Below are 16,975 nucleotides of genomic sequence, written 5' to 3'. Positions count from 1 at the left end.
CCCATGCACTTCGACCTCACCGACCTGCGCCTCTACCTGCACATCCTCGACACCGGCAATATCACCGCCGGCGCCGTGCGCAGCCATTTGTCCCTCGCCGCCGCCAGCGCCAGAATCCGTGCGATGGAGGCCTCGCTGGGCACCGAGTTTCTGCAGCGCGGACGCCGTGGTGTCACCCCGACACCGGCCGGCAAGGCCCTCGCCCACCACGCGCGCATCCTTTTGCAACAGGCCGAACGCATGCAGCAGGATCTCGCCGAATACGCCCAAGGCGTCAAAGGTCAGGTGCGGCTGTTGTGCAACACCACGGCAATCACCGAATACCTGCCGGAAGTGCTCGCTGATTTTCTGCGTGACCAGCCTAATCTCGACATCGATTTACAGGAATTGCCGAGCGCGCGGATTATCCATGCCTTGCGTGAAGGCGCAGCGGATCTGGGCATAGTCTCCGACGCGGTCGACACCAACGGCCTACAGACTGAGGCGTTTCGTGACGATCCGCTGGTGCTGATTCTGCCGCTCGACCACCCGTTGCCTGACGTCGACGAGGTCAATTTCAGCGATGCGTTGCAACACGACTTTGTCGGACTGAGCGCCGACAGTGCACTGGCGATTTATCTGGAAGAACAGGCGCTGCACAGCGGCGCGCGGATGCAGGTGCGCATCCGCGCTGACGGTTTCGATGGCGTGATGCGCATGGTCGCGCGTGGCGCCGGTCTGGGCATCGTGCCGCTGGCAGCGGTGCAGCGCGCGACAGTCGGCCGATTCAAGCGCGTGACACTCAATGAGCCCTGGGCCCGCCGCACGTTGTTGCTCTGCGCAAGAGATTTCGCGGCGCTGCCAGGTTATGCCCAGGCGTTGTTACAAGCGCTCATCGATGCGCGCGTTTCTGAGCACCCCGATGTCGACCCCAGACAACCGGACGATAACCGGGCGCTATAGGGTGCGACTTCAACTCTCAAGTCCACTAGCCCCGGAGTCCCCATGACCGCGACCGCCCCTATCACCGTTCTGCGCGACACTCACCCGCTGCCGGTACTCGACGCCTGCAAGTGGGAAAAACTCGAAGGCGACCCGCACACCGTCAACCTCAACGCCTACACCAGCGAAGACGGCAGCAAGATCATGGGCACATGGATCTGCACACCGGGCAAGTGGCGCGTCGAATATGTGAAATGGGAATACTGCCATTTCCAGGAAGGTTACTGCGTGATCACCCCGGACGGCATGGCGCCGATTCACCTGCGCGCTGGCGATATCTTCGTGGTTGAGCCTGGGATGAAAGGCACGTGGGAAGTGGTCGAGACCGTGCGTAAATATTTCGTCTTTGCTTGATGCAAAAAAGCCGGGAACCACCCGACGTGATTTCCCGGCAACACCTACTGCAATTTTTTAAACACACCCCAGTGTTACCTGTGGAAATAGAGAACCCTGTGGCGAGGGGATTCATCCCCGCTCGGCTGCGCAGCAGTCGCGAAACCTGAACACTCGGTTTACCTGACACAATGTAGGGGGCTGCTGCGCAACCCAACGGGGATAAATCCCCTCGCCACAAAGGCCTGATCGCGATTACTGCGGTTTGCGATAGCTGTTGATGATCGCCGAGAAGTCTTTCCCGCCGTCACCGCGCTGGCTCATCGCCTGATACAACTGCTGCGCCACGGCACCGAGCACCACCGGTTGATGCGCCTGCCTTGCCGCTTCCGTCGCCAGCCCGAGGTCCTTGAGCATCAGTTCCGCACCGAATCCGCCGGTATAACCGCGCGAAGCCGGGGCCGTTTCGACGATGCCCGGCCACGGGTTGTACATCTCCGAACTCCAGCAACGCCCGGTCGAGCTGTTGATGATGCCGGCCAGCACGCCAGTGTCGATGCCCAGTGCATCACCCAAGGCCATCGCTTCACTGACGCCAACCATGGAAATCGCCAGCAGCAGGTTGTTGCAGATCTTGGCGATCTGCCCGGTGCCGACTTCACCGCAATGCACGATGTTACGGCCCATTTGCGCCAGCACCGGTTGCAGCGTCGCGAACAGTTCCGGGGTGGCGCCGACCATGAAGGTCAGCGTTCCGGCCGTCGCGCCGCCAGTGCCGCCGGAGACTGGCGCATCGGCCATGGCCACGCCGTGTTTCGCCGCCGCGGCGGCCACATCGCGGGCGGTCTGCGGATCGATGGTGCTGCAATCCACCGCCGGTACGCCTTGGCGAATCCCGGCGAGTACGCCCTCTTCGCCCAGCCAGACGCTGCGCACATGCACAGCGGCCGGCAGCATGGTGATCACCAGTTCGGCATCTTCCGCCGCCTCGCGCGCCGATCCGCGGACAGTGCCGCCCAGTTGTTCCAGTTCCGCCAACACGGTTTTGTTCAGGTCGACCAGGTTCAGCGAGTGGCCGGCCTTGATCAGGTTCCGGGCCATAGGCGCGCCCATGTTGCCCAACCCGATAAATGCGATTTTCATGATCGATTCCTCAGCGCAGGTTGATGGTGGTGTTCACGCCGTCGTTGACGCTGTCGTCATCGAACCAGCGCGCCGTGACCGTTTTGGTCTGCGTGTAGAACTGCACCACTTGCTTGCCGTACGGGCCGAGGTCGCCGAGTTTCGAACCGCGCGAACCGGTGAAGCTGAAGAACGGCACCGGCACCGGAATCGGAATATTGATGCCGACCTGACCGACGTCGATTTCACTCTGGAATTTGCGCGCCGCCGCGCCGCTCTGGGTGAACAGACCGGTGCCGTTGCCGAACGGGTTGGCGTTGACCAGGGCAATCGCTTGATCGAGGGTATCGACTTCCAGCACCACCAGCACCGGGCCGAAGATTTCCTGGGTGTAGATCTGCATGTCGGTGGTCACGCCCGAAAACAGGGTCGGACCGACAAAGTTTCCCTGTTCGTAGCCCGGCACGCTGATGTCGCGACCGTCCAGTTCAAGCTTGGCACCTTCCTTGATGCCGCTTTCGATCAGCTCAAGAATGCGCGCCTTGGCTTTTTTCGAGATCACCGGACCGACGTCGGTGCCCGGCTCGCTGCCGGCGTTGACCTTGAGTTTCTGCGCCAGCGCTTTCAGATCCGGCAGCCATTGTTTTGCGGCACCGACCAGCACCACCACCGAGGTGGCCATGCAGCGTTGCCCGGCTGCACCGAAACCGGCGCCGACCAAGGCGTTCAGCGCTTGCTCGCGATTGGCATCCGGCAGCACCACGGCGTGGTTTTTCGCGCCCATCATCGACTGCACGCGTTTGCCGTGTTTACCGGCAAGATCGTAAACGTGAGTGCCGACCGCGGTCGAACCGACAAACGACACGGCTTTGATGTCCTTGTGCGTGCACAGGCCATCGACCACATCCTTACCGCCATGAACAACGTTGAGCACGCCAGCAGGAACGCCGGCCTCGATCGCCAGTTCGACCAGCAGCATGGTCGACAGCGGATCCTGTTCCGAAGGCTTGAGCACGAAGGTGTTACCGCAGGCGATCGCCATCGGGAACATCCACAGCGGAATCATTGCCGGAAAGTTGAACGGCGTGATGCCAGCGCAGACGCCGATCGGCTGGCGCAGCGTATAGGTGTCGACGCCACCCGCGACGTTCTCGGCGAACTCGCCCATTTGCAGGGTCCCGATGGAGCAGGCGTGTTCGACCACTTCCAGGCCACGAAAAATATCGCCCTCAGCGTCAGCGATGGTCTTGCCCTGCTCGGCGCTGAGGACCACGGCGATGCGCTTGGAATGCTCGCGGATCAGCGCTTGCAGCTTGAGCATGATGCGCATCCGCGCGCCGATCGGGGTCAGTTTCCAGGTCTGGAAGGCACGCTGGGCGGCGCTGACAGCGGCATCGACCTCAGCGGCGGTGGCGAACGGGACCTTGGCCAGCACTTGCTGGGTCGCCGGGTTGACGATGTCGTGCCATTCGGCGGTCTGCGATTCGACCCACTCGCCGTCGATCAACAGCTTGACCTTCTGGACCGTGGTTTCGTTGGGCGTAAGCGATGCGTTCATGCTGGTCTCCGAAACTTGTTTTTATCGTAGGAGCCAAGGCGAAAGGTTCGCCTTGAGATGAGGCGTGTGTCACGAATTGGTTGTCGGACTGTTTTTGGAGTATAGATGTGCAAACTTCTAATAAGAACGCACATAAAAGCCCGTCCATCATGCAAAAAAACATCACCTCATTAGGCTCGCTGAACTGGGATGACTTGAAGTTTTTCCTCGAAGTCGCCCGTACCCGCAAGGCCAGCACCGCCGCCAAACGCCTGGCCGTCGACTACACAACAGTGTCGCGGCGGATCGGTTCACTGGAAGCGGCGCTCGGTACGCTGTTGTTCGAAAAGTCCCGCACCAGCGGCTTCGTCCTCACAGCCGAGGGCCAGCGTTTGCTCGGGTATGCCGAGTCGATCGAAAGCACGCTGCACATGGCCTGCGAGCAGGTCTCCGGCTCAGGCGTGGCGCTGTCCGGGCATGTGCGCATGGGTTGCACCGAAGGCTTCGGCAGTTTTTTCATCACGCCGCAGTTGAGCCATTTCGTCGACGCCTACCCCGCGATTTCAGTGGACATCCTGCCGCTGCCACACTTCATCAGCCTCTCCAAGCGCGAGGCCGACATCGTCATTGCGCTGGAGCGCCCGGAACACGGGCCGTATGTCTGCTGCAAACTCTGCGACTACCGCTTGCAGCTCTACGCGACTCAAGACTATCTGGACAAACACCCACCGATCCGCCGCCCGGCTGACTTGAGCAAGCATCAATTCATCAGTTATGTGGATGATCTGGCGTTCAGCTCGGAGCTGCTTTACCTGGCCAACGTGCTGCCCGGTGCCAGTGCGCATTTGCGCAGCACCAGCGTGATCGCGCAATTCGTTGCGGCCCAGCAGGGGCGCTCGCTGGCGATTCTGCCGTGCTTCCTCGCCGCGCAAGATCCGCGTCTGCTACCGGTGCTGCCGGAGGAAATCGATATCACCCGGCAGTTCTGGATGTACTGCCGGGAGGATCTGCGCAAGTTGAAACGGATCACCCTGTTGTGGGATTACATCCGGGAAGTGACTGAGCGTAATCAGGCGTTACTGATGGGGCAGACGCGGGAAATGCGCTTTGCCGATTAACCGGCGCTGACCACAATCGACACCCGGCGGTTTTCCGTGCGACCCGCGGCGGTGTCGTTGGGCGCCACCGGTTCGCTGCTGCCGAGGCCCTGCAGCTGGATATTCTCGGGTTTCATGCCGATTGTGCCCAGCACGTTGGCGACGCTTTTGGCCCGGCGCAGCGACAATTGCTGGTTGTAGATCTCCTTGCCTGACGCATCGGTATGACCGTCGACCCGTACGCGTTCGATGCCGGCGCCCAGCAAGGCCTTGCCGATGCGTTCGACGATTTGCGTGCTGGGCGCATTCAGGCTTTCGACGTCACTGCCGAACAGCACCTTGCCCGACAGGCCAAATTCCCAACCTTCGTCGGTCAGTTCAAAACCTTGCTGTTTGAGCACGGCGATCTGTGCAGGAGAAAGGCCTTTTGGCGTGCTTTGGCAGCCGCTCAGGGCCAGCGCCGCCATCAATAGCAACGCAAAAAAAGATCGCTTGGACACTATAAACACGGGTTCAGCTCCTGGATTGAACGGGATCGACCGGGTCCTCCGACCCGGCCGTGAATTGCGCACCGCGCGACAGGCGTTTGGCCTGGTACATCGCTGCGTCGGCGGCATTGAGCAGAGCACCGGGCGTGGTGCCATGATCGGGAAAAACCGCGACGCCGATACTGAGCGAAGTCACGACACTGCTGTCACCCGGCAGCGCAATGGGCATGTCCATGCTGGCGAGGATTTTGTCGGCAATGCGCTCGGCGTCTTCGACCGAGTGCAGCGGTGTGAGTAACACGGCGAACTCGTCACCGCCCAGCCGCGCCACCAGATCTTCTTCACGCAGTTGCGCGCGGACGCGATTGGCGACAGCCACTAACACCGCGTCGCCGGCGGCGTGGCCGAAGTTATCGTTGATGCCTTTGAAACGGTCACTGTCGAGAAACAACACGGCGACACGCTCATTCAGTTTCTTGCCGTTTCGCAAGGCACGAATCAGCCGTCCTTCGAAAAACGCCCGGTTCGGCAGACCGGTGAGGCTGTCGTGGCTGGCTTGATGGGCGAGGGTTTCGTTTTCGTTTTGCAGGTGGGTCTGCCAGGACTCCAGTTCATCGAGCAGAGCATTGAAGTCGTTACCGAGGTTGTCGAGTTCGGCAATCTGCGCCGGCGGCACGCGCCGATCCAGCGCGCGTTCGCTACGCGCGGCATGCGCCACCTTAGCGAGGCCGTGCAACGGGCCGATGATGGCGCGCAACTGCCGCCGCGCCAGATAGAGCGCAACCCAGGCGCTGATCGCGGTGCACAGCACAATGCCGGCCAGGCCGCTGAGCAGAAAGCGCATCAGGCTACCGCCGTGACCGATGAGCAATACCCGGCCGATTTCGCGATTCTGATGCTCGATCGGCAGGCTGACCGGTTTTTCCAGGACGGCGCGGGTGATCTGCATTTCCAGCTCGGAGAACAGACCGCTTTCAGCTCGCTGCCATTGCGCAATTAATTGGCCTTGAGCGTCCAGCACCTTGGCATCTGCCACTTCCTCGGTGGCGGCGATCAGGGCCAGCGCTTCAGTGGCTGCCGCCTTGTCGTTGAAAACTACAGCGGCCTCAACGGTGTAGCTGATCGAGCGAGCAATCAGGTGCAGATTGTGATCGGCGTAAACCCGTAGCGCCAACACGCCAAGCAAGGTCAGCGAAACACTGGCCATCGCGACCCCCACCAGCGCGACGATCAGATGTCCACGGCCAATGACCGAGCCCAGGGTCGGGCGGGTTTTCGATGTGAACAGCCTCATGGTGCCGCCGCTTTGCGACGCGACAATTGCAGCACGCTTGGATGAATGCGCACGCCGCTGCGGGCGACGGAGTCGAGGTTGACCTCGAAGGACACCTGCTCATCCCCCACGCGCAGGCAGAACAGACTGCCGACGGTGCATTGGTCATCGCTTTCGCTGATGCTCAGCACCGGATGGCCGATCAACGCGGCGAACAGCCGGCTGCGTTCATCGGCGGTGAGTTTGCCGATGTAGACCGCATCGCATTGATTGACGATGGCCGGGTTGTCGGCCAGCAGGCGACGTACCGTCACCGGTCGACCGGTCGCCTGCGTGGTGCCTTTGACCAGATCGTCGGTGTATTCGGTAGGGCCGACGATGCACAGGCGCAATTGTGCTGGCTCAACCGGCCAGCGCGCATAACTGAGGATGCCAAGAACCACTTGGGTGACTGATTTGGCTCGCTGCTCCGCCATGCCCGGCGATGTTGACGGCTGTGCACAGGCCGCGCTCGCCAGCAACCAGAGCAAACCGACGCGCAACACGTGCTTGCCGCCAATGACGCGCCCTGTCGCCGAGACAGACACCTTCATGCAGGGATTCTCTTGGGTTGTAGCGAAATGATGCCGCAACGATAGCACAGCGCTGAAACACCAGCGAGGCGGCGACCTCTGACCGGCTGGTCAGCAATCGCCACGGCGCGCCGAGGTTCTCATCCGCGAGGTTCGCTGCCCTCCTCCAGCTCCAGCATCAGCCCGCTCAGACGTTTGACCTTGCGCTGCACCGCCTCTTCGAAGACCCCGGCGCGCGGCTCGATCAAGGTGAACCAGTGTTTGGCCCGGGTGATGCCGGTGTAAATCAACTCCTTGGTCAGCACCGGATTCAGAGCATCCGGCAGGATCAAAGCGGTGTGGGCAAATTCCGAACCCTGCGACTTGTGTACCGTCATTGCATAGACGGTTTCCACATCATTGAGCCGGCTGGGCAGGACGAAGCGCACCCCGCCTTGCCCATCGTTGCGTGGAAAGGCCACGCGCAAAACCGTTTTGCCGGCCTCCGGCCCTTCGCGCTCGGGCAGCTTGAGGGCGATGCCGATGTCGCCATTCATCAAGCCGAGGCCGTAGTCGTTTCGGGTCATCAACACCGGACGGCCTTCGTACCACTGCTGGTCGTTGTCGATCAAACGCGCCTTGAGCAACGCGGCAGTGATGCGCTGGTTCAGGCCTTCGACGCCCCACGGTCCCTTGCGCACAGCGCACAACAATTGGAAGGTGTCGAACGCCTGCAAGACTTCGCGAGCCCAGCCGACCCAGTCCGGATGCTCGAGCGGCCGGCCCTGCGCCGGACGCTGATTGCGCAGCACGCTCAGATAATGCCGGTAACCTTGCGGCCCCTCCCCGTGCCCTTCAAGCAGCAGACGCTCCAGCGTGTGGTCATGCTCGCCCTTGAGCGGCAGTGAATAAACATCCTCATAATGCCCGCCCGCCAATAACTGACGCGCCTCATCCGGTAACTGCTGGTTGACCCGGCGCGCGAGCTGGCCAATCCCACTGCCCTCGCCAAAGCGCCGCGAGTGACGCAGCATCACCACCTGTTGCGCCAACGGATGCGAGCCATCGACGTCCTCGAACAAGCCGCTGCCCTGCAGGCGCTCGCCACTGACCGACTCCAGCCACTCTCGGGTCTGCGGGTTGTACCAGCCGTGTTCGGCGTCACGGCAAAGATCCCCGAGCACTGCGCCGGCCTCCACAGACGCCAGTTGGTCCTTGTCACCCAGCAACACCAGACGGGCGTGATCGGGCAATGCGTCGAGCAGGTTGGCCATCATTTCCAGGTCAATCATCGAGGCTTCATCGACCACTAGCACATCCAGCGGAAGACGATTGCCCGCGTGGTGACGGAAGTGCCGTGTGCCGGGACGGCTGCCAAGCAAGCGGTGCACGGTGGTCACATCGCAGGGAATTTTTGCCCGCACGTCTTCGGCGACTTTCAACGATTGCACTTGCTGGCTGATCGACTCGGTCAACCGCGCAGCGGCTTTGCCGGTCGGGGCAGCGAGACGGATGCGCAGCGGATGACCGGACTCCACCGCCGGCGCTTGCAGCAAGGCGAGCAGGCGCACCACCGTTGTTGTTTTACCGGTGCCCGGACCGCCCGTGACAATGCTGAAGGCACCGCGGGTGGCGAGGGCACAGGCGAGTTTCTGCCAGTCGATCGGCGCGCCCGCTCTGGCCGAACCAAACAGCTCGTCGAGGCGTTTCGGCAGATCCTTCGGTGGCGCCTCACCTTGGGCGAGACGTTGGCGCAACGCGCTGTCGATGCGCCTTTCGTAAGTCCAGTAACGGCGCAGGTACAGGCGTTTGCCGGACAGCACCAGCGGGCGCTCTTGCGCTGTTTCACTGGAATCGACGGCGAGCGCCACCAGGCGGCTACCCGCCAGGGTTTTGCACCAATGCGCACCATCCAGCGCTTCAAGCAACTGCGAAGGCAGTAGCAACACGCCGCCTTGCACGTCGCCCTCGGGCGGTAATGACAGGGCGAAATCCGGGGCCTTCAAGGTTTCGAACAAATCGAGGCAGACGTGTCCGTGACCCAGTTGATGGCTGGTCAACGCAGCGGCAAGCAGCACCAACGGATCGGTATCCGGCTCAAGCTCGTGAAGGAAGGCAACGAATGCCTTGTCCAGCGCGCGAAGCCAGCCGCGTTCGACCCAGCGGGTCAGCAACAGCAGCAGATCATCGGCGCGGGTCAGTGGCGCAAGTCCAGAGAGACTCTCGGCCGTCAACGGTGTCGGCAACAGATCGGCAAAGGTGCGGTTCATAGCAGGACTCCCTGTTCCCATGCGGGTTCGGCCTTGGGTTCGGGTTGGCCCTGAAACATCCGGTCCAGCCGTTCGATCAACTCACGAGGCGGACGGGCGAAAAAGACGCCGCGACTGTCGGCGCGAGTACCGCGCAGGAAAAGATACAGCGCCCCGCCGACGTGCCGGTCGTAATCGTAGTCGGGCAAGCGGGCCTTGAGCTGACGATGCAGTGCCAGCAGGTAGAGCACATATTGCAAGTCGTAGCGGTTGTCGAGAATCGACTGTTCCATCGCTTGCCTGGTGTAGGCGAGATCATCCACACCCAGCCAGTTGGATTTGTAATCCGCGACGTAATAACGGCCATGGTGTTCGAAGGTCAGGTCGATGAAGCCCTTGAACATGCCGTTCAGTTGCACCGGCTCTGCCGCCACGCGAGCGACGCCGTTGTGGGTCTGCTGGCGGACCAGTTCATCGAGCTTGAGCACATCGACTTTATGGCTGGCGAACCAGAACTCCATTTCTACGCGGTACTGCTTCAGTTGCTCGAGAATCACCGGCGGCTGCCCGTCGGCAATCGGCAAGGGGGATTTGAGCAGATGCTGCAGCCAGTCACTCAAGGTGGTAATCCAGCCTTCCCAGCCACGCAGGTTGCAGCGACGGGCGACCGCATCCTCCAGTGCCTCGCGCGTTACTACGAAGCTGTCATCACTCCCCGCCCACTCCAGCAAACCGTGAAGAAACGTCCCAGGATTGGGGCCACGGGGGAAACGATGGATATCGGCGCCGCCGGCCATGATTTCGCGCGGGGCGTCAGGGTCGAGGCGTTCGTCATCGAACAGCTTTTGTGCTTGCGGACTGTCCGGTGCTTCGTCGCTGCCGCTACTTAAAATGTCACTGATACGCAGGGCGCTGTAGGACGCGATCCACCAGTTCTCGCTCGCCTTGCGCTTGGGCAACAGCGTGGCACTGAGGACAGCTTCGCTGCGCGCAGGTTGGTAGTATTCGTCGGTGGACGGCGGCATTTCATCAATAGCGATCACCGGACAGTCTTGCTGCAGGTCTTGCAACCAACGTCCGAGTCCTGCCGACTCCTCCAGAGATGCCCCACCGCCGAGCAGGTAGCCCAACGCTGAAAGGTGCAGCACCGAGCTGTTGTTATTGCCGCGTTTGAGGTCCGCCACTCCCAGCCAACAGGCATGCTGCGCGCGGGTCAAGGCGACATAGAGCAGGCGCAAATCTTCGGCCAGACGCTCTTCGTCCGCTTGCGCGATCAACTCGGCGGTCGGTTTCAGGCTGACCTGCGCCGTGCCCGTCGCGTCATGGTAATGCAGCGGCAAACGACTGCCGTCGACCGGTTTTGCCGAGCACACGAATGGCAGGAACACCAATGGATACTCGAGCCCTTTCGATTTGTGGATGGTCACCACTTTGACCAACTGCTCGTCGCTTTCCAGACGCAGGATCTGCTCCTCGCCGGCCTGACCGGACAAGGCCAGGAGCTCGGCCAAGTGGCGAATCAGTGCTTGTTCGCCATCGAGTTCGGCGGCGGCTTGCTGCATCAGTTCGGACAGGTGCAAAAGGTTGGTCAGCACTCGCTCGCCATCGTTGCGAGCCATCAGGGTCTGCGGCAAATGAAAGTCGTGCAGCAGGCGTCGCAGCATCGGCAGTACGCCCTGCTTGCGCCAGATGTCGCGATAACCGCGAAACTGCATGACGCGGGCCTCCCAGACCAGCTCGTCCTGGTTGAGTCGTTCCAGTTCAGCCAAAGGCAGGTTCAGCGTGATGCAGGCCAATGCGGCCTTGAGCAAGCGCTCGACGTCAGGTTCGGCGCAGGCCTTGAGCCAGGACAGCAGGTCGTGCGCTTCCTGCGAGGCGAAAACCGAGTCCTTGTCAGACAGGTAGACACTGCGCACCCCACGGGCGGCAAGCTCACTGCGCACGGCCTGCGCCTCCTTGCCATCACGAACGAGGATCGCGATATCCGAGGGGCGCAGGCCGACGAAATCGTTGCCGTCCCGAACGAATCCAGCACTGCCGCGCTGCCCGCCATTAAGCAACGCGGTGATTTCGCTGGCACAGGCCGCCGCCAATTGTTGTCGATACACCGCGCCTGACAATGGCTGGTCGCTGCTCAACAGCCAGACGCTGAGCGCCGCGACGTCCTTGCCGGCAATCTGCAATTTTTCTTTGCGTCCCTGAGAGTCGACGGCCAGGAACGGCACGGGATTTTCGCCGCTACTCTCCCGGAACAAAAACGCGCCGCGCCCCTGCTCGCGGGACTCGGCGCGCTCGAATACATGATTGACCGCCTTGACCATGCCATGGCTGGATCGGAAGTTGGTGCCCAGCGTATGCAAGCGTCCGGCGGTGGCCTGGCGCGCACGCAGATAGGTGTAGATGTCCGCGCCACGGAAGGCGTAAATCGCCTGTTTGGGATCGCCGATCAGAAACAGGCCGGTGTCGGGACTGTTCTCTTCGATGCGATAAATGCTCTCGAAAATCCGGTACTGCACCGGGTCGGTGTCCTGGAACTCATCGATCAGCGCCACCGGGAATTGCTCGCGAATCAATGTCGCAAGACGCTCACCGCCCTCCGATTGCAGCGCGGCATCCAGGCGCAAAAGCATGTCGTCAAAACCCATTTCGGCGCGACGGCGCTTTTCCTCTTCGAAGCGCGTGCCGACCCACTTGGCCGCGTGCTGCAAAACTGCCGCATCAGGGGTCGGCAACGCGTCGAGACTCGACTTGAGTCCGGGCATGGCGTCCAGCCCCGGATGGTTCGGCGCCTGGCCCTTCCAGGCTTCAGCCATGCCATCGGGAGTCAGCCGACTGAAACCGGTGCCGATGTCCAACTGTTCCAGAGCTTCGTCTTCGGCCCATGCCTTGAGCTTCTCGAACCACGGTTCGAAGTAGCGCGCCTGCATCTTGCGACCGTCGACAGTTTTGCTGGTGACGCCTTGGTGACAGATCGCGAGCAGCTCGTCTGCCCATTGGCGCCACGGCATTTTCAGCTCACTCAAGGCCGCACGTCGTTCCAGCAAGCAGGCGTCGATCAGCTCGGCGGGCGTCTTGTCTTCGTCACTGTCGCGCGCGCTGGCGAACAGACCGCGAACGCGCGGGAGCAGAGCCGCAGGGCCGCCCCAATTGCTGCGAACCCAGTTCAGGGCATCGCCCTGCATCGGGTAGCAGAACAACCGCCAGTAATCACGCAGCACTTCGCCGAGCAAATCGCTGTGATCGGTCTCCAGCGATTGGGTGAACAGGCTTCCGCTGTCGAAAGCATGCTCACGCAACATGCGCTGGCACCAGCTGTGAATGGTCGAAACGGCGGCTTCGTCCATCCACTGCGCAGCAATATCAAGACGATTGGCGCAACCTGGCCATTGCTGAGGATCGAACTGACCACGCAGTTCGGCGATCAAGCCGTCCGGAACCGGCGTCTCGTCACGGAAGAAACGTGCGGCTTCGGCCAGCCGTGTACGAATCCGCTCGCGCAGTTCTTTGGTCGCGGCATCGGTGAACGTCACGACCAGAATTTGCGGCGGCAGCAGTTCGCGGCCGAAGCTGCTGGCTTCACCACCGTGTCCCAGGATCAGCCGCAGATAAAGCGCCGATATGGTGAAAGTCTTGCCCGTGCCGGCGCTGGCTTCGATCAACTGGCTGCCACGCAGAGGAAATGCCAGCGCCAAAGGTGTTTTCGTACTCATGCACATGCCCCTTCACTGGACAATGAACGCCAAGGGGCTTCGAGCAATGGTCGATACAAGGCGTCGCACCAACCGGAGAATGTCTCATCCATAATTAATGCATCGAAGTCGGCAAACTGGCGTGACAGCGCCGGACTCTCACGGCGCTCGCCATCGCTGGTCTGGCCGTCACCTTCATAGGCTTTGCGGGCTGCGGCTTCGGCCTTGAGCGGATCGGTCTGGGACAACCAGGCAAAAGCGGTCTTCACAGCGATCGGCAAAGGTTGACGCATGCCAGCCTGCCAGGCGAGGAGCAGGTCGCCAAGCAACCCCAGCGCACGGTCTTGCGCCATCGGTTCAAGCAGCAAGGTGTCGTCACTGGCAACCAGTGCCGTGGTCAATGCCAGTCCGCTTGCACAGGCCACAAGGTGATTGACCCACGGTTTGGTCAACCGATGCCACTTGCGACTTTTGATCGAGCCGATGCTATTGGGAATGGTCGTGACTGATAGCTGGCCACCGTCGGCGCGTTGATGCAGACCTGAAAGCCATCCGTCGATACGTAAACCCTGAAGGTCGAGATTGAGCGCAATCGCGCTGGTCAATGGCATCGGCCATAACGTCAGCAACTGTTGATAACGCTGCACCAGATCGGGCAGCGGTTCGATCAATTCGCGTTGCAGGCATTCGCCAAATCCGGCCATTGGTAATAGCCCGCTGTTTTGCAGACGTCGTGCCTGGGTTTCGAGCGCCTGGACGATATTGTCCGGTTGCCCGAGCGCTGCCTCGAGCAGGCTGTCGCTGAGCGTATAACGCTGCAAAGCGTCCAGCACGAAGGGTTCTTCGTTGGCGAGCGGTGCCTCGGCCGCTTCGAAAAACACTTTTAGTCGTTGCGTGAAGAAATGCCTTACCGGGTTACGCAAAAAATCCTGCAGCAGGGCCAGGCTCAGCGGCTCTTCCTGCACAAAGGGGGAGAGTAATTCTGCGTGGTTATCGGTTGCCTGTTGCTGATGCAGCACCTGCCATTCACTGGCATAGCTGAACAGTGGGTCCCCCTCATGGAAATAACGCGCACTGAACGGCTGCAGCGGGTGCTCTTGGGTCATCGCCCCGAGCAGATCCTGACCTTCCTCCAGCAGACGCCAGCCGCTGGCGAGATGATCGCGCAACTGGCCGATCAGTACCGAAGCAGGCCGCTCGCTGTTGTCGCGAATGCTGCGCCCGACCCAACTGATATACAGCTGATCGCGCGCGGAAAGGAGCGCCTCAAGCAACAGATAACGGTCGTCCTCACGCCGCGATCGATCGCCCGGGCGGTAGTCGCTGCCCATCAGGTCGAAGTCCAGCGGCGGTTGCGCACGGGGGTAATCGCCATCGTTCATGCCCAGCAAACACACCAGTTTGAACGGAATGGCGCGCATGGGCATCAGCGTGCAGAAATTTACCGCCCCGGCGAGGAAACGCTGAGATAAGCGGCCCTGGTCCAGACCGGCAAGCCAAGCCTCACGAACGACCGTCAACGGCAGGTCATCGACCAGACCGACCGCTTCACAGGTTTCCAGCCAGGTTTCGCGAAGCTCTTCCAACTGAGCCAGCAAGTAATCGTCGTGCTCGTTGCTCGCCTTGAAGAACAACTGAATGAGCGCTTGCAGGCGCTGGCCCCATTCCTTGGGTTGAGCCGGTTGCATGAGCTGCTGATGGGCGAGTTCCAATGCATCCAGCAGGGCAACCAGTGGACCGATCAATGCGGCGTCCAGCCCACCAATTTCATCATAGGGTTCAATCCCTGCGCAGGCGCCGGCGCTGCCGACGGCGTAACCGAGGAGCATCCGCCGCAGACCGAAATGCCAGCTGTTTTGCTCAAGTTCCTCCGGCAAACCCAGCCCTGCGCGTTGTTCGGCGTTCATGCCCCAGCGCACCCCCGCGCCCTCGATCCAGCGATGCAATGTGGGCAGGTCACGCTCCTCCACACCGAAACGGGCGCGTAAGGCGGGGACGTCGAGCAGATCGAGAATCTCGCTGACGGGAAAACGACTGTCGGGGAGTTTAAGCAGATGCTCGACCGCAATCAGCAGCGGATCGCGGCCCCGCTGGCCCTGATCCGCCAAGGTGAAGGGAATGAAACGTGGATCGTGCCGATCGAGCTGACCAAACACCGCGCGGATATGCGGTGCATAGCTGTCGATATCGGGCACCATCACAATAACATCGCGAGGGCGCAGGTCCGGATTGGCGCTGAAACGCGCGAGTAACTGGTCATGCAGGACTTCCACTTCGCGTTGAGCGCTGTGGGCGATGTGAAAACGGATCGACTCGTCTTTTTGCAGATCGACAGCAGGCCAGTGCTCGCGCGTCTCGTTGAGTGGGCGCAGTTCTAAAATGTCGTCCTGCAGTTGATTGAGCAGATTCTGTGGCCGGGTTTCACTGAACAGGTCGATGCGGCCATCGCGGAAGGCTGCACGATAGCTGTCGGGATCGTCATAGCTGTCGAGCAGATTGATGTAATCCCGACCTTGCTTACCCCATGCAGCCAACAGCGGGTGAGCATGTTGATGCAGTGTCTCGGGATCAAGTACAACAGGCATTCCATTCTTGCGGGACTGGCGCTTGTATTGGTGACGCAGCAAATCCTTGTCGGCGACGATATCCGCCCAGTGGTGTCTGCAAGGGTTGTGCACACAAAGCAGAACCTGACTGAAACGCGCGAGCCCGGCCAGTGCTTCAAGGACTTGGGCCGGCAACGAAGAAATCCCAAAAACGATCACCCGTGAGGGCAGTACCGCCGGCGCCTCGGCAAGGGTGTTGATTCGCTCGATAAAGCGTTGATGAACGCCGGCACGACTTTGCGCCATGCCTTGCTTGCCGACATCATTCAGCAATGCGCGCCACAGTTCGGCTTGCCAGCAACTGGTGGCAGGCAGCGCTTTGGCTTCGCCTCGGACATTTCGCAATTGGTGCCGCCCTTCGGCCCAGTCTTCAAGCCAATCGGCCCGGTACACCTGATATTGGTCGAATAGATCCGCCAGGCGCTCGGACAGTTGATAGCGTTTACGCAAATCGGTGTCGTGGGTGAGGAAGCGTTGCAGCGGCTCGAAATGCGGGCGGTCAATCACCTGGGGGAGCAGCCGCATGAGACGCCAGGTCAGCGGCGCCTTATCGAGCAGGGATTTGGCTGGAATTTCGTCGCGCCCCAAAACCATGCGATAGAGCTGCCACATGAAACTGCCAGGTAGTTGCACATCGATCGCCGCAGCGATACCGCAGCCACCCAGGTCGCCCTCTTGCGGATCTTCGGCCAAGGCCAACTTGAGCCATTGAGCGATGCCGTTGCTTTGCACCAGCGCAATCTCGTTCTCCAGTGGCGCCAATGGGTAACGACGCATGATGCTGACCACCAGGCTGCGCAGTTCGTCCAGGCTGTTGCTCTGGACCACCATGAATGCAGCGTTGAGGGACTGGGCGTCCGGCATAGAGGTTTCCTTGGAGAAGTACGAAAGCCAGGGCAGAACCTTAGCATTGTCGGCAGGTTGTGACAGCCGGACGGCGTCTGCGAATGCTGTAAGAACTTTCTCGCAGGCAAAACAAAACCCCAACTGCTTTCGCAATTGGGGTTTCGGAATTTAATCTTGACGATGACCTACTCTCACATGGGGAA

The 16,975-nt window shown here is 61.1% G+C and carries 11 protein-coding genes; 3 read left to right on the top strand and 8 right to left on the bottom strand.

Going from position 1 to position 16,975, the window contains the following annotated elements:
- Window positions 1-3 precede the first annotated feature (3 nt).
- Entirely contained in the window at window positions 4-942 is a 939-nt protein-coding gene (locus tag HU765_RS00055; protein WP_186618583.1) for a LysR substrate-binding domain-containing protein, read from the top strand.
- A 42-nt stretch (window positions 943-984) separates the two neighbouring features.
- Window positions 985-1,335, top strand: a complete 351-nt coding sequence (locus HU765_RS00050) for a cupin domain-containing protein (protein ID WP_122589396.1) — start codon at window positions 985-987, stop codon at window positions 1,333-1,335.
- Window positions 1,336-1,569: 234 nt separating this feature from the next.
- On the opposite strand, the gene mmsB is transcribed toward HU765_RS00050, so the two are convergent.
- Both mmsB and HU765_RS00040 read right to left on the bottom strand, forming a co-directional pair.
- Window positions 1,570-2,457 carry a 3-hydroxyisobutyrate dehydrogenase gene (gene mmsB, locus HU765_RS00045; protein WP_186618582.1) on the bottom strand — a complete coding sequence of 296 codons (888 nt, stop codon included), beginning with the start codon at window positions 2,455-2,457 and terminating at the stop codon, window positions 1,570-1,572.
- A 10-nt stretch (window positions 2,458-2,467) separates the two neighbouring features.
- Window positions 2,468-3,994: a CoA-acylating methylmalonate-semialdehyde dehydrogenase gene (locus tag HU765_RS00040; protein WP_186552206.1), complete on the bottom strand. Its 1,527-nt coding sequence runs from the start codon at window positions 3,992-3,994 to the stop codon at window positions 2,468-2,470.
- A gap of 149 nt (window positions 3,995-4,143) precedes the next feature.
- Between HU765_RS00040 and HU765_RS00035 the strand changes: the two genes are divergently transcribed.
- Window positions 4,144-5,091: a LysR family transcriptional regulator gene (locus HU765_RS00035; RefSeq protein ID WP_186618581.1), complete on the top strand. Its 948-nt coding sequence runs from the start codon at window positions 4,144-4,146 to the stop codon at window positions 5,089-5,091.
- Here HU765_RS00035 and HU765_RS00030 read toward each other — a convergent pair.
- From HU765_RS00030 to recC, 6 genes are all read right to left on the bottom strand, one after another.
- Window positions 5,088-5,537 carry an OmpA family protein gene (locus HU765_RS00030; protein WP_186618776.1) on the bottom strand — a complete coding sequence of 150 codons (450 nt, stop codon included), beginning with the start codon at window positions 5,535-5,537 and terminating at the stop codon, window positions 5,088-5,090. The genes HU765_RS00035 and HU765_RS00030 overlap by 4 nt on opposite strands.
- A gap of 46 nt (window positions 5,538-5,583) precedes the next feature.
- Complete coding sequence (locus tag HU765_RS00025) at window positions 5,584-6,852, bottom strand: diguanylate cyclase (RefSeq protein ID WP_186618580.1); 1,269 nt, start codon at window positions 6,850-6,852, stop codon at window positions 5,584-5,586.
- Window positions 6,849-7,424, bottom strand: coding sequence for a YfiR family protein (locus HU765_RS00020; protein WP_186618579.1), 576 nt, complete (start codon window positions 7,422-7,424; stop codon window positions 6,849-6,851). Before HU765_RS00020 ends, HU765_RS00025 begins: the two co-directional genes overlap by 4 nt.
- A gap of 119 nt (window positions 7,425-7,543) precedes the next feature.
- Complete coding sequence (gene recD / locus HU765_RS00015; RefSeq protein ID WP_186618578.1) at window positions 7,544-9,652, bottom strand: exodeoxyribonuclease V subunit alpha; 2,109 nt, start codon at window positions 9,650-9,652, stop codon at window positions 7,544-7,546.
- Window positions 9,649-13,341 carry an exodeoxyribonuclease V subunit beta gene (recB, locus tag HU765_RS00010; RefSeq protein ID WP_186618577.1) on the bottom strand — a complete coding sequence of 1,231 codons (3,693 nt, stop codon included), beginning with the start codon at window positions 13,339-13,341 and terminating at the stop codon, window positions 9,649-9,651. Before recB ends, recD begins: the two co-directional genes overlap by 4 nt.
- The gene (gene recC, locus HU765_RS00005) at window positions 13,338-16,790 is read right to left on the bottom strand and encodes an exodeoxyribonuclease V subunit gamma (protein ID WP_186618576.1); all 3,453 of its coding nucleotides are present in this window, start codon (window positions 16,788-16,790) and stop codon (window positions 13,338-13,340) included. The genes recB and recC overlap by 4 nt, the downstream gene beginning before the upstream one ends.
- Between the last annotated feature and the right edge of the window lie 185 nt (window positions 16,791-16,975).

This window comes from Pseudomonas sp. SWRI81 (assembly GCF_014268545.1).
GTDB classification, from domain to species: domain Bacteria; phylum Pseudomonadota; class Gammaproteobacteria; order Pseudomonadales; family Pseudomonadaceae; genus Aquipseudomonas; species Aquipseudomonas hamedanensis.
The sequence above is the reverse complement of the archived record's forward strand: the minus strand, read 5'-3'. Positions and strand labels throughout refer to the sequence as shown.

What these genes read in the sequence shown, in the direction of transcription:
- recC (WP_186618576.1), bottom strand. Translation starts at nt 16,790, where the DNA reads ATGCCGGACGCCCAGTCCCTCAACGCTGCATTCATGGTGGTCCAGAGC.
- HU765_RS00030 (WP_186618776.1), bottom strand. Translation starts at nt 5,537, where the DNA reads ATGGCGGCGCTGGCCCTGAGCGGCTGCCAAAGCACGCCAAAAGGCCTT.
- HU765_RS00035 (WP_186618581.1), top strand. Translation starts at nt 4,144, where the DNA reads ATGCAAAAAAACATCACCTCATTAGGCTCGCTGAACTGGGATGACTTG.
- HU765_RS00025 (WP_186618580.1), bottom strand. Translation starts at nt 6,852, where the DNA reads ATGAGGCTGTTCACATCGAAAACCCGCCCGACCCTGGGCTCGGTCATT.
- HU765_RS00020 (WP_186618579.1), bottom strand. Translation starts at nt 7,424, where the DNA reads ATGAAGGTGTCTGTCTCGGCGACAGGGCGCGTCATTGGCGGCAAGCAC.
- recB (WP_186618577.1), bottom strand. Translation starts at nt 13,341, where the DNA reads ATGAGTACGAAAACACCTTTGGCGCTGGCATTTCCTCTGCGTGGCAGC.
- mmsB (WP_186618582.1), bottom strand. Translation starts at nt 2,457, where the DNA reads ATGAAAATCGCATTTATCGGGTTGGGCAACATGGGCGCGCCTATGGCC.
- recD (WP_186618578.1), bottom strand. Translation starts at nt 9,652, where the DNA reads ATGAACCGCACCTTTGCCGATCTGTTGCCGACACCGTTGACGGCCGAG.
- HU765_RS00055 (WP_186618583.1), top strand. Translation starts at nt 4, where the DNA reads ATGCACTTCGACCTCACCGACCTGCGCCTCTACCTGCACATCCTCGAC.
- HU765_RS00050 (WP_122589396.1), top strand. Translation starts at nt 985, where the DNA reads ATGACCGCGACCGCCCCTATCACCGTTCTGCGCGACACTCACCCGCTG.
- HU765_RS00040 (WP_186552206.1), bottom strand. Translation starts at nt 3,994, where the DNA reads ATGAACGCATCGCTTACGCCCAACGAAACCACGGTCCAGAAGGTCAAG.